Origin of the sequence: Xanthobacter sp. SG618, from assembly GCF_012932745.1 — a bacterium.
Classification (GTDB): Bacteria; Pseudomonadota; Alphaproteobacteria; order Rhizobiales; family Xanthobacteraceae; genus Xanthobacter; species Xanthobacter flavus.
Map to the genome: position 1 here is coordinate 125,127 of NZ_JABBHL010000003.1, position 12,873 is coordinate 137,999.

Annotated in this window: 11 protein-coding genes; 5 read left to right on the forward strand and 6 right to left on the reverse strand. The window is 66.2% G+C overall.

Features of this window, described 5'->3' with window-relative positions; all coding sequences use genetic code 11:
- Positions 1-7: 7 nt before the first annotated feature.
- From pgl to FHT36_RS09985, 3 genes are all read left to right on the forward strand, one after another.
- Positions 8-718, forward strand: a complete 711-nt coding sequence (gene pgl, locus FHT36_RS09975) for a 6-phosphogluconolactonase (protein ID WP_348644418.1) — start codon at positions 8-10, stop codon at positions 716-718.
- Between the two features lie 16 nt (positions 719-734).
- Positions 735-2,381, forward strand: a complete 1,647-nt coding sequence (gene pgi, locus FHT36_RS09980) for a glucose-6-phosphate isomerase (protein ID WP_169122362.1) — start codon at positions 735-737, stop codon at positions 2,379-2,381.
- Positions 2,382-2,610: 229 nt separating this feature from the next.
- Positions 2,611-2,865: a hypothetical protein gene (locus FHT36_RS09985; RefSeq protein ID WP_169122363.1), complete on the forward strand. Its 255-nt coding sequence runs from the start codon at positions 2,611-2,613 to the stop codon at positions 2,863-2,865.
- A 79-nt stretch (positions 2,866-2,944) separates the two neighbouring features.
- On the opposite strand, the gene oxlT (FHT36_RS09990) is transcribed toward FHT36_RS09985, so the two are convergent.
- The 4 genes from oxlT (FHT36_RS09990) to FHT36_RS10005 form a co-directional block, all read right to left on the reverse strand.
- Positions 2,945-4,252, reverse strand: a complete 1,308-nt coding sequence (oxlT, locus tag FHT36_RS09990; protein ID WP_169122364.1) for an oxalate/formate MFS antiporter — start codon at positions 4,250-4,252, stop codon at positions 2,945-2,947.
- Positions 4,253-4,907: 655 nt separating this feature from the next.
- Positions 4,908-6,194 carry an oxalate/formate MFS antiporter gene (gene oxlT, locus FHT36_RS09995; RefSeq protein WP_210257707.1) on the reverse strand — a complete coding sequence of 429 codons (1,287 nt, stop codon included), beginning with the start codon at positions 6,192-6,194 and terminating at the stop codon, positions 4,908-4,910.
- Between the two features lie 121 nt (positions 6,195-6,315).
- Positions 6,316-7,545: a formyl-CoA transferase gene (frc, locus tag FHT36_RS10000; protein ID WP_169122366.1), complete on the reverse strand. Its 1,230-nt coding sequence runs from the start codon at positions 7,543-7,545 to the stop codon at positions 6,316-6,318.
- 251 nt (positions 7,546-7,796) lie between these two features.
- Positions 7,797-8,267, reverse strand: a complete 471-nt coding sequence (locus FHT36_RS10005) for a CBS domain-containing protein (protein ID WP_210257683.1) — start codon at positions 8,265-8,267, stop codon at positions 7,797-7,799.
- 301 nt (positions 8,268-8,568) lie between these two features.
- On the opposite strand from FHT36_RS10005, the gene FHT36_RS10010 reads away from it, so the two are divergent.
- Entirely contained in the window at positions 8,569-9,258 is a 690-nt protein-coding gene (locus FHT36_RS10010; RefSeq protein WP_169122367.1) for a GntR family transcriptional regulator, read from the forward strand.
- Positions 9,259-9,338: 80 nt separating this feature from the next.
- Here FHT36_RS10010 and carA read toward each other — a convergent pair whose 3' ends face one another.
- Positions 9,339-10,544 (reverse strand): glutamine-hydrolyzing carbamoyl-phosphate synthase small subunit, encoded by a 1,206-nt coding sequence (gene carA, locus FHT36_RS10015; protein ID WP_169122368.1) that lies wholly within the window; start codon positions 10,542-10,544, stop codon positions 9,339-9,341.
- 137 nt (positions 10,545-10,681) lie between these two features.
- Between carA and FHT36_RS10020 the strand changes: the two genes are divergently transcribed.
- On the forward strand, positions 10,682-11,140 hold the full coding sequence (locus FHT36_RS10020; RefSeq protein WP_169122369.1) for a GatB/YqeY domain-containing protein: 459 nt from the start codon (positions 10,682-10,684) through the stop codon (positions 11,138-11,140).
- Positions 11,141-11,253: 113 nt separating this feature from the next.
- Here FHT36_RS10020 and FHT36_RS10025 read toward each other — a convergent pair whose 3' ends face one another.
- Positions 11,254-12,669 (reverse strand): sodium:alanine symporter family protein, encoded by a 1,416-nt coding sequence (locus FHT36_RS10025; protein WP_169122370.1) that lies wholly within the window; start codon positions 12,667-12,669, stop codon positions 11,254-11,256.
- Between the last annotated feature and the right edge of the window lie 204 nt (positions 12,670-12,873).

A 12,873-nucleotide genomic window follows, 5' to 3' on the forward strand; every position in this document is an offset into this window, starting at 1 on the left:
GCCTCCCGTGACCCCGCCGACCACACCCATCGCCCTCAACGTCTACGACGATTCGGCCGGCCTCGCCCGGGCGCTGGCCGCCCATGTGGCCGAGGCCCTGCGCCGCCGCATCGCCCGCGACGGCACGGCGAGCCTCGCCGTCTCGGGCGGGCGCACCCCGCTCGCCTTCTTCGAGACCCTCTCCGGCGCGCCGATCGACTGGTCCCGCGTGCTGGTGACGCTCGTGGACGAACGCTGGGTGCCGGAGACCTCAGACCGCTCCAACGCCGCTTTGGTGCGACACCACCTGCTGAAGGGGCCGGCGGCCGCAGCCCGCTTCGTGCCGCTCTATACCGGCGCCGCGACCCCGGAGGACGGACTTGCGGAGGCCACCGGGCGGGTCGCCGCCCTCCCCTCCCCCTTCGCGGCCGTAGTGCTCGGCATGGGGGACGACGGGCATACCGCCTCCTTCTTCCCCGGCGCCGAGACGCTCGCCGCAGCCATCGATCCTGCGACACCCGAAATCCTCGCCGCCGTGCGCGCGGATGCGGCGGGCGAGCCGCGCATCACCTTCACCCTGCCCCGGCTGGTTTCGGCCGACACGCTGGCGCTGCACATCGAGGGCATGACCAAGCGCGCGGTGCTTGAGCGTGCCTGCGCTGGCGGCCCTGTCGAAGAGTTGCCCATCCGCTCCGTCCTGAGGGGGCGTGCGCCCCTCGACGTGATGTGGTGCCCCTGAACAAGAGGTCCGAGCCATGACTGAAGCCCAGCCGAGCGCGACCGACGCCGCCTTCGACGCCCTCGACGCCGCCTGGAAAGGCCGCACCGGGCGCATCGCCGACCTGTTCGCCGCCTCCGACCGCTTCGAGCGCTTCTCCACCAGCTATGGTGACCTGCTGCTCGACTTCTCCAAGACCGCGATCACCGACGAGACCCTGGCGCAACTGCTGGATCTCGCCCGGGCCGCGGGCGTGGAGCAGTTGCGGGACGCCATGTTCGCCGGCGACCACATCAATCTCACCGAGGACCGGGCGGTGCTGCACACGGCGCTGCGCAACCGCGCAGACGAGAGCATTCCCGTCGACGGCATCGACGTGAAGACCGGCGTGGACGAGACACTGCGCAATCTCACCGCCTTCGCCCATGCGGTGCGCGAGGGGCGCATCGCCGGTGCGCGCGGCAACGCCTTCACCGACGTGGTGAATATCGGCATCGGCGGGTCGGATCTCGGCCCGGCCATGGTGACGGGGGCTCTCGCGCCGTATCATGACGGGCCCCGCTGCCACTTCGTCTCGAACGTGGATGGCGCCCACATCACCGATACGCTCAAGGGGCTCAATCCCGCGACGACGCTGTTCATCGTCGCCTCCAAGACCTTCACCACCGTCGAGACCATGTGCAATGCGGGCACGGCCCGCGCCTTCATCGCGGATGCGCTGGGCGAGGCGGCCGTGGGCGACCATTTTGCCGCCGTCTCCACGGCGCTCGATCGGGTGGAGGCCTTCGGCATCTCGCGCGAGCGGACCTTCGGATTCTGGGACTGGGTGGGCGGCCGCTATTCGGTGTGGTCGGCCATCGGCCTGCCGGTGATGATCGCCGTGGGACCGGACCGCTTCGGCGAGTTCCTCGCCGGCGCCGCCGCCATGGACGAGCATTTCCGCTCCGCGCCGCTGGACCAGAACATGCCGGTGCTGCTCGGCCTCGTGGGGATCTGGCACCGCAATGTCTGCGGATATCCCAGCCGCGCCATCATCCCCTACGACCAGCGCCTCGCGCGCCTGCCGGCCTATCTCCAGCAGCTCGACATGGAGAGCAACGGCAAGAGCGTCACGCGCGACGGCCGGCCGGCTACCCGCGGCACCGGCCCCATCGTCTGGGGAGAACCGGGCACCAATGCCCAGCACGCCTTCTTCCAGCTTCTTCACCAGGGCACCGATACCGTGCCGGTGGAATTCCTCATTGCCGCGCAGGGCCACGAGCCGAACCTGAAGAATCACCATAACCTTCTGGTGGCCAACTGCCTCGCCCAGGCGGAAGCGCTGATGCGCGGCCGCACCCTGGAGGAGGCCGCGGCCCAGCTCGTCCAGAAGGGATTTTCGGCCGAGCAGGTCGCCACGATCGCGCCCCATCGCGTCTTCCCCGGAGACCGCCCCTCCATCACCATCGCCTATGCGGAGCTCGACCCCTTCTCCCTCGGCCGCATCATCGCGCTCTATGAGCATCGGGTGTTCGTCGAGGCCGCCGTATGGGGCATCAATGCCTTCGACCAGTGGGGCGTGGAGCTGGGGAAGGAGCTGGCGACGCAATTCCTCCCGGCCGTGCAGGGCGGCGCCCTCCCCTCCGGCGCATCCGGGTCGACAGCCGGCCTCCTGGCCTATCTCGGCGGGCTGGCCCAAGCCTGAAGTGATTGGTTCCAGAGGAGGCGTGCATGCGCGCTTGTGCGCGCTTGCGGGCGGCGAGGGGCAATGCTGCTATGCAGCATTGCGGGTCCGCCTCTGCGTATTTTGTATACCACGAGATTGGACAAGCGCGGTACAAGGTGACTGTACCGGGACGCGGATGCGTCGGGCGACTTGGATCGAGCCCGGCGAAACGCGCCGCATCCCTTCGGCATCATGCCGGGAGAGAGTTATGAACGCGCTTGAGCTTACGGCCTTCGGCCTTTTCGGGATCGTCCTCACCTTCGCCGCCAACGGCCTTACGGCGCAGAAGCCGTACATGACGGTTGCCGGCGGCCCCGGCATTCCGATCGAGGATGTCCTGCTGCAGACGCCCGAGCCCCGCTTTGCCCGCGTTACCCCCTCGACCGATACGAAGGGCACGGCCTCGAACCTCGTCATGGTCCATGCCGGCCCCTTCGCCGCGCCCGTGTCGCGCGGCAACTGACCAACAAAAAAGAAGGGAGCGGCAAGCCGCTCCCTCAGTTGGGCCCGGGGTAGGTGGGCCGAAAGTTTGAGGCAGAGCCTCAGCCAGTGACCTTTGCGCTCGCAGGCTCGGCAGCAGCCTGAGCAGCGGCGCCGGCGACGAAGCGGGTGCGCATCGGCTTCAGCACGAAGATGGCCATGAGAGCGGCGATCGCGTTGACCGCGGCGGTGATCATGAACACCAGGTCCCAGTTGCCGAGGCTCGCCACAGCCACCGAGGCCATCGGCACCACCAGCGAGGCCGTTCCCTTGGCGGTGTAGAGAAGGCCGGCATTGGTGGTGGCGAACTTGCCGCCGAAGGTATCGCCGCAGGTGGCGGGGAAGAGCGAGTAGATCTCACCCCAGGCGAAGAACACGAGGCCGGTCAGCAGCACGAACAGCACCGGGTTGGAGCCGAAGTGCGCGAGGGCCAGCACGCCCACCGCTTCGAGGCCGAAGGCGATGAACATGGTGTTCTCACGGCCGATATTGTCCGACACCCAGCCGAAGAAGGGACGGGTGAGGCCGTTCAGCACGCGGTCGATGGACAGGGCGAAGGTCAGCGCCGGCATGGTCAGGCCGAGGATGGAGACCGGCACGTCGGCGATCTTGAAGTCCTTGGCGATGGAGCCGAGCTGCGCGGTCGCCATCAGGCCACCGGCCGCCACCAGCACGAACATGAGGTACATGACCCAGAACACCGGGGCCTTCACCATCTCGCCCGGGCCGTAATTGCGGCGGCTCTGGGTGGCGGACGCCTTGACCACGGGAAGCTGGCCTTCCTTCGGCGCCTGGAGCAGCAGCGAAAGGGCCACCACGACGGCGCCCTGGAGCAGGCCGAAGAACAGGAAGGTGTGCTCGTAGCCCTGCGACTTGATCATGGCCGCGATGGGCACGATCGTCAGGGCCGAACCGGCGCCGAAACCGGCGGCCGTGATGCCGGCGGCGAGACCGCGGCGATCCGGGAACCACTTCAGCGCGGAGCCGACGCAGGTACCATAGACCGCGCCCGCACCCGTGCCGCCCAGGGCCGCCGAGACATAGAGCATGGCGAGGCTGTCAGCCCGCGAATTCAGGAACCAGGACAGGGCGCACAAGATACCGCCGATGAACACGACGATCCGCGGGCCGAACTTGTCCACGAACCAGCCCTCGACCGGCACCAGCCAGGTCTCGAACAGCACGAAGATGGTGAAGGCGACCTGGATGGAGGCACGGCCCCACTGATGCTTTTCGTTCATGGGCTCGACGAACAACGTCCACCCATATTGAAGATTGGCGATCATCGACATGCAGACCACGCCGATGAGCAGTTGCAGCCAACGCCCTCCAATCGGGCCGCCGACAGGCGCTGCGGAGTTCTGAGCCATTTCCTTCCCTTTCTCACTGGGGATCATCGAATGCGATGAACGGCCCGTGACGGTCGCCATTCTTGTTCGGGCCGTTCATCGACCCGTTCGCGAACCGAGGCGAAAGGTGCACACAGAATCTGGTATACAGAATGCCGTTACGGCTATGTAACTGTTACTTTCCGCTGTAATTCGGGATTTCGAGGGCCGGTTCGGCAGCAGCCGACCAGATGCGGACCGTGAAGAGAGGGCACAGCCCAAGTCTCACTTCCCGCTGTCGGAAACCACACATAGACCACGCCAACCAAATAAGCTTCTCGTCTACTTCAGATACATAAACAAACACCGAATCATTCTGCATTTTTACATTGCCACCAGGAACACGCCAAGCCCCGCCATTCCAGGCCGCGCTGCTCGGCCCGGACCGGATCCGCGGATCACCGGCACCCTCTCTGCCCTGCTTTCCTGAGCCTCAAACGAAAAAAGCCCCGGCCGAAGCCGGGGCTTGAGGGACCGCCAGATGGCGGTGGAGGGACTCGTTGGCGCGCGAGCGGGCCGCGCGGATTGAAATCTGGCGTATTCGGGTGGGACCTCCCCCTTTCCCGCACACCGGCGCCGCCAAGGCGGCGCGTAACCTAGGTTTGTCCGGGCGGCAGTCACCGCCCGGATCCAAGCTTCAGGCCGTGGCCTGGCGCGTGGCCGTGGCAGACGCGGCCGCCTCGGCATTGAGCCGGTGATGGCGGGCGAGCATGGGCCGCAGGACGAAGAGCGCGGCGAAGGCGGCAGTCAGGTCCATGGCGGCGACGGTGTAGAGCACGGTCGTCCAGGTCCCGGTTGCCTCCATCAGCAGGTTGGCCAGCGGCACCAGAAGGGCGGCAAAGCCCTTCGCGGTGTAGAGCATGCCGTAGATCTTGCCGATGTGCTTGGAGCCGAAGGTATCCGCGGCCGTCGCCGAGAACAGGGAGTAGACCTCACCCCAGGCGAGGAAGACGACGCCGGAGAGGATGATGAACGCCCAGGGATTGGTTCCGAACGTGCCGAGCGCGACGATGCCGATACCTTCCAGGGCGAAGGCAAAGAACATGGTCTTCTCACGGCCGATATGGTCCGAGATCCAGCCGAAGAAGGGACGCGAGAAGCCGTTCAGGATGCGGTCCAGCATCAGCGCGAAGGGCAGCGCGGCCATGGCGAAGAAGTACAGGTCGACGTTGATGTGCTTCACGCCGAGGTCCTCGGCGATCACGCCCAGCTGCGCCACCGCCATCAGGCCGCCGGAGACGGTGAGGACGAACATGGTCAGCATCACGTAGAAGACCGGGGTGCGCAGGGCTTCACCGAGGGTGTAGTCCCGGCGGGACTGGGCCACCGTCGAGGAGAAGATCACCTCGGTCTTGGACGGCGCGCGCAGGAAGCCGGCGGCGAGCATGATCACCGCGCCCTGAACCAGGCCGAAGGTGAAGAAGGTCTCCTGATAGCCGCTCGACTTGATCATCGCGGCGATGGGCAGGATGGTCAGCACGGTACCGGAGCCGTAGCCGGCGGCGGTGAGGCCAACCGCGAGACCGCGGCGGTCCGGGAACCACTTCAGCGCGGCATTCACGCAGGTGGCGTAGACGCAGCCGACGCCGATGCCACCGAGTGCCGCAGCCACATAGAGCGCGGTCAGCGAACCGGCGTAGGAGTTCATCACCCAGCTGAGGCCGGTGAAGAAGCCGCCGACCAGCACCATCACGCGCGGGCCGTATTTGTCGATGAAGTAGCCCTCGATGGGCGTGAGCCAGGTCTGCACCACGACGAACACGGTGAAGGCCACCTGGACGGACGCGCGGGTCCAGCCATGCGTCGAAACGATCTCGGGGACGAACAGCGTCCACGAATACTGGATGTTTGCTGCCGCCACCATGCAGACGACGCCGGCGACCAACTGGAGCCAGCGATTTGTCGCTGGCGCCTTTACTGCCATTTCGCTCATTATTCCTACCCCTTAGACCATTTTTATATTTTTGATCTGATTGACCGCCCCACCCTCTTTTTGTCCCTCGTGGCGCGGCGTTTCGTTTTTCGGACGGGTCGTTCCCTCCCCGTCAGACGGCACCGGCGGCACGCATGCCGGCGATCTCTTCGGCCGAGAAGCCCACGCTCGCGAGGACCTCGTCGGTATGCTCGCCGAGGAGCGGCGCGCGCTCCACCGGCACGTGATTGGCGGACAGGCTGATGGGCGAGCCGACCGTCACATAGGTGCCGCGCTCGGGGTGCGGCACCTCCACGAGGAAGCCGCGGTCGTAGAGCGCGCGGTCTTCCATGATGTCCTTGGTGGAGAGCACCGGCCCGCAGGGCACGTCGATGGCGTTGAGCGCCTCCATCACCTCGAACTTGGTGCGGCGGGCGGTCCAGCGCTCGATGATCTCGAAGCACTGGTCCAGCCGCTGGGCGCGGGCCTCGTGGGAGGCGAACTTGGGATCGTCGATCAGGTCCTTGCGGCCCACGAGCCGCATCAGCGGCGCCCAGCCCTGGGGCTGGATGATGACGTAGCAATAATCGTTCTCGCCGCCGGGCGCGCACCGCAGCGCCGCACCGGGCTGGCCGCCGCCGGAGCAGTTGCCGGCCCGCGGCACGCATTCGCCCGTGGGCGCGCCGGGATATTCGGCAAGCGCCCCTGCATCGAGGCGCTGCTGGTCGCGCAGCTTCACCCGGAGCAGGTTGACCACGCAGTCCTGCATGGCCACGTCCACCTTCTGGCCCTCGCCCGTCACCGTGCGCTGGAACAGCGCGGCCAGGATGCCGGCGACGCAATGGATGCCGGTGCCGGTATCGCCGATCTGGGCGCTGGAGGCCGTAGGCGGGCCGGAGCGCCAGCCGGTCGTGCTCATGGCGCCGCCCATGGCCTGAGCGATGGTCTCGTAGGCCTTGGCGTCGACGCCCGAGGCTTCGGCGAAACCGCGGATGGAGGCATAGATCAGCCGCGGGTTGCGGGTGCGAACCTGATCGTAGCCAAAGCCCTGGCGATCGAGCACGCCGGGGCCGAAATTCTCGACCAGCACGTCGCAGGTTTCCACGAGGCGGTTCAATGCCTCCTGGCCAGCGGGGGTCTTGATGTTGAGGGTAACGCTCTTCTTGTTTGCGTTGAGCATGGTGAAATAGAGACTGTCCACGTTGGACTTGTCCCTCAGCTGCGAACGGGTGATGTCCCCGCGCCGCGGCATTTCCACCTTGATGACATCCGCGCCCAGCCACGCAAGAAGTTGCGTCGCCGAAGGGCCGGACTGAACGTGCGTCATGTCCAGGACGCGCACGCCGTCAAGCGCCTTGCCCATGCACCCACTCCCGGAATTTCCTGCCCTGTTCCTTTGGTGCCGGTCTGCGCCAGCTTGGATGCGCCCTCGGAGATACGATCGGAGGGACCCACCCTCTGGCATTTCAAGTTTTGAATTACGTATGCCAGATACAGAACTGTAACACTGCGCTCGGCCGTTCGCAAACGGGTTTTGAGTCATTCTTAGACGAAAGTCGGAAAAAACCTCGGGGCCGCAGCGGGATACAGGCGGCCCCGAAAAGTTCCCGCGCCTCAGCGCAGGGCAGCGAGGCCCGCCTCGATGCCGCCGGAGACGGCCTCAAGCGCAGGATGGGCCTCGGATTCCTTAAGGTAATGGCGCATCAGGTCGGTGGCGCTGATGACGCCCACGAGCGCGTAGCTCTCCATGACCGGCAGGTGACGCACCTGATGCTCCACCATCAGCCGCAGCACGATCTCGATCGTGTCTTCGAGCGTGCAGGAGATGACGTCCCGCTTCATGAGCGAGGCCAGCACCACCTTCGGCGTGTTGGCTCCGAGCTCCAGCACCGCGCGGGTCACGTCTCGCTCGGAGAAGACGCCCACCACCGTGTTTCCCTCGGTGCGGCAGACATCCTTGATGATGACGGAGGAAATATTCTCCCGCTTCATCACGAGGACGGCGTCGGCCACCGTCTCGTGCATGCGCAGGGTGATGATGCGGGTGTCACGTTTTTCCCGCAGGATATCGTCCACGGTAATCATTGGCGTGTCCTCCCCTGGCGAATGCTCGCCCATTGCCACGGCGAAAGCTTCGCCGGGCCGGGTGGGGCCTTGTTGTCGCCCGTCTTCCCTCGGATCATCGTGGTATTCAAAATACATCCTGTCAACGCAAGAAGCGTCCCGCACCTGCGCAGAAGATGCTGCATTGCCACAAGTTTTCGGGACACCTGCGGCATTGCTTGCCGACGCACTCTTCCTCGCATGTGATATGATGTATTTGGTGCGCAAGGCGGGAATCACTTCAGCCCGACTGACTGCCGAAAGCCTAAGGCGAAGGGGTGCGATGACGTACCAGGATATCAACGTGAAGCCGATCGAGACGGAATCGAGCTTCCGGATGAAGGCCTACAAGGCGCTGAAGGCGGCCATCATGGAGATGGACATCTACAGCCACCCCGAGGAGATTCGCCTCGAGGAGCGCCAGCTTTCAGAGAAGCTCGGCGTTTCGCGCACGCCCATCCGCGAGGCGATGACACTGCTTGAGCAGGAGGGCTTCGTGCGCTCCGTGCCGCGCCGGGGCATCTTCGTGGTGCGCAAGACCAAGCAGGAAGTAATCGAGATGATTACCGTCTGGGCGGCGCTGGAGAGCATGGCGGCGCGGCTCGCCTGCGAGCGTGCCACCGAGACGGAGATCCGCCAGCTGCGCGAGAACGTCCGCGCCTTTGCCAACCGCAACCCGGAAGAGTTCGTTTCCGAATATTCGGAGGCGAATCTCGCCTTCCACAAGCTCATCATCCGCATGTCCGGCTGCGCCCTGATCGCGGAGACGACGGAGAACCTGTTCCCCCACATGCGCGGCGTCCGCAAGGTGACGATCGGCCAGGCGCACCGGGCTCAGCGCTCCATCGTCGATCACACGCATATCGTCGAGGCCATCGAGAAGCGCGATCCGGACCTCGCAGAGCGTCTCGTCCGCGAGCATACCCTCGGCCTCGCCCGGCACGTGGCGGAGCATGGCGAGTTCCTGAACTAGCCTGCGCGGCCGCACGGACCGACAAAAGAAAAGGGCCGGCGCTCGCGCACCGGCCCTTTTTCTTGTCGAGCGACGACAGCTCAGGCCGCCTTGTGCTTCTCGATCATCGTGACGAAGCGATCGAACAGATAGTGGCTGTCCTGCGGGCCGGGGCTCGCCTCAGGGTGGTACTGCACCGAGAACACCGGCTTGTCGGCCAGCGCGATGCCGGCGTTGGAGCCGTCGAACAGGGAGACATGGGTCTCCACCGCATTCTTCGGCAGGCTGTCGCGGTCCACGGCGAAGCCGTGGTTCATGGAGGTGATCTCCACCTTGCCGGTGGTGAGGTCCTTCACCGGATGGTTCGCGCCGTGATGGCCCTGGTGCATCTTCACCGTGCGGCCGCCGACGGCGAGGCCGATCATCTGGTGGCCGAGGCAGATGCCGAAGGTGGGCACCCCCTTCTCGATCACCTTCTGGATGACCGGGACCGCATATTCCCCCGTCGCCGCCGGATCGCCGGGGCCGTTGGAGAGGAACACGCCGTCCGGCTGGAGGGCGAGGATGTCCTCGGCGGAGGTGGTGGCGGGCACCACGGTGACCTTGCAACCGGCGCGGGCGAGCAGGCGCAGGATGTTGCGCTTCACGCCGTAGTCGATGGCGACCACATGATGGCGCGGCGCCTCCTGGCGGCCGTAGCCGGTCTCGGGGTCCCAGGTGGTCTCGTCCCAGTCGAAGCGCTGGATCGAGGTCACGCCGGGCACGAGGTCCATGCCGACGAGGCCGGGCCAGGCGCGGGCTTCCGCCTTCAGCGCCTCGATGTCGAACACGCCATCGGGGGCGTGGGCGATGACCGCATTGGGCATGCCCGCCTCACGGATGAGGGCGGTGAGCGCGCGGGTATCGATGCCGGTGATGCCGGGGATGCCGCGGGCCTTCAGCCAGTCGTCGAAATGGCGGGTGGCGCGGTAGTTGGACGGGTCCGTCACGGCGGTGCGCAGCACCACCCCGCGCACGCCGGAGGCCGAGGCCATGGACACCGTCTCGATGTCCTCCTCGTTGGTGCCCACGTTGCCGATGTGCGGGAAGGTGAAGGTGATGATCTGCCCGGCATAGGAGGGATCGGTGAGGATCTCCTCATAGCCGGTGATGGCGGTGTTGAAGCACACCTCGCCGGCGAGGTGGCCGGTGGCGCCGATGCCGAAGCCTTCGAGCACCGTTCCGTCGGCGAGCACGAGCAGGGCGGTGGGCCGGGGCTCGGCCCAACCCTCGGGGGCGTTGGGGGCGTGGTCTTGTTCGCTGGTCATGGATCGCCTAGATAGAGGCTCGCGCGCCGCGTTTCCAGCGCCTCTCGCAGGAATTTGTGCGCCTCGGTCCAGGCTGACCATCGGGTCGCCGGGCCCCGCCGCCCTCGATGGCGCGCTTCAACACAGGACAGACGATCGTGCTTCGCGACGACATCAACGCGGCTCTCAAAGAGGCGCTAAAGGCCCAGGATAAAAAGAGAACCGGGACGCTCCGCCTCATCAATGCGGCGCTCAAGGACCGGGATATCGAGCAGCGGGGACATGGCAAGGACCCGCTCAATGATGACGAGCTGCGCGCTTTGCTCGCCAAGATGGTGAAGCAGCGGGAAGAGAGCGCCAAGATCTATGACGAGGGCGGCCGCCCGGAGCTCGCCGCGCAGGAGCGCGAGGAAATTACCTACATCCAGGCCTTTCTGCCCAAACAGCTTTCCGAGGCCGACACGCGCGCCGCCATCGCCGCGGTGATCGCCGAGATCGAGGCCAAGGGCATCAAGGACATGGGCCGCACCATGGCCGTTCTGAAGGAGCGCCATGCCGGCGCGCTGGATTTCGGCAAGGCGTCCGGCTGGGTCAAGGAAGCGCTGACGGCGGCCTGATCGCGGCCGTTGACACCCCCTTTTCGGGTGCTGTTCAGGGGTGGAATCGGTGACGTTCGGCGAACGTCAGCCTGATTCCACCCCTTTTTCTCATTTCCGGGGCAGCCCGCCCCTCACTTCTGGCTCCAGATCTGCCGGTCGACGCCGGGCGGCAGGTCGGCCATCTCGTCGGCGACGAACACCGGCTCCGTCCCCGCCTTGCGCTGCGCCAGGTAGTCCTTCGTCAGCCGCACGACCGTGCCCGACAGCAGGACGATGGCAACGAGGTTGATGGAGGCCATCAGCCCCATGGAGGCGTCCGCCGCGTTGAACACGGTGGCGACGCTCTGCAGCGATCCCCACACCACCATCGCCAGCAGCGCGAGGCGCAGCACGATGACGCCCGAGACATGGCCGTGGCCGAGGAAGACCAGCGCATTCTCGGCATAGGAATAGTTGCCGATGATGGAGGTGAAGGCGAAGAAGAAGATGGCGATGGCCACGAAATAGCGCCCGAGCCACCCCACATGCACTTCCAGCGCCGCCTGGGTGAGCTGGGTGCCGGTCAGTTCCGCCGAGGGCACCACCTCCGACAGCAGGATCAGCAGCGCGGTGGCGGTGCAGATGACGATGGTGTCGATGAACACCCCCAGCGACTGCACGAAGCCCTGGCTCACCGGATGGTGCGGATCGGGCGTCGCCACGGCGGCGATGTTGGGGGCGCTGCCCATGCCCGCCTCGTTGGAGAACAGGCCGCGCTTCACCCCGTTCATCATGGCCGCCGCCACCGAGCCGGCCACCCCGCCCGCCGCCGCGCCCACGCCGAAGGCGCTGCCGACGATGTGACCAAGCACGCTCGGCACCAGGGAGATGTGGGTGGCCAGCGCGTAGAAGGCGAGGCCCACATAAGCGAGGGCCATGAACGGCACCACGAATTCGGCGGTGCGGGCGATGGCGGCGATGCCGCCGAAGATGATGACGCCCGACAGCACCGCCACCACCAGCCCGGTGCCGAGCTTCGGCACGCCGAAGGCGCCCTCCACGGCGTCGGCGATGGAATTGGCCTGCACCGCGTTGAAGACGAGGCCGAACGAGATGATGAGGCAGACCGAGAACAGCCCGCCCGCCCACGAGGCCTTGAGGCCATGGGCGATGTAGAAGGCCGGCCCGCCGCGATAGCGGCCTTCGTCGTCCTTCACCTTGTAGAGCTGGGCCAGCGTACTCTCGGCGAAGGCGGTGGCCATGCCCAGCGCCGCCACCACCCACATCCAGAAGATGGCCCCCGGCCCACCCAAAGTGAGCGCCACCGCCACGCCGGCGATGTTGCCGGTGCCGACGCGTGAGGCAAGCGAGGTGCACAGGGCCTGGAACGGCGTGATGCCCGACTTGTCGGTGTCGTTGGAGCGCAGCACCGAGCGCAGCATCTCGGGGAAATGCACGATCTGCACGAAGCCGAGCCGCAGCGTGAAATACACCCCCACCGCGAGCAGCCCGTAGATCAGGACATAGCCCCAGAAGATGGTGTTGAGGAAATCGATCACCGCATCCATGTCAGCCAGCCCCCCTGAATGGCGAAGCTTATCAGCGGGATGCAGGCGGTCTATCCCCAACGTCACCCTGCGCGCCATTTTGTGGACACAATTCGGAGACCGCGGGAGGGTGTGGATAAGGGGGATTGCGGGGGTAGTGCGCACGCCGCCGCCCGACGCCGAACCACCCTCGCGCCCCGGACGCATGTAGCAAAGCGGAATGCG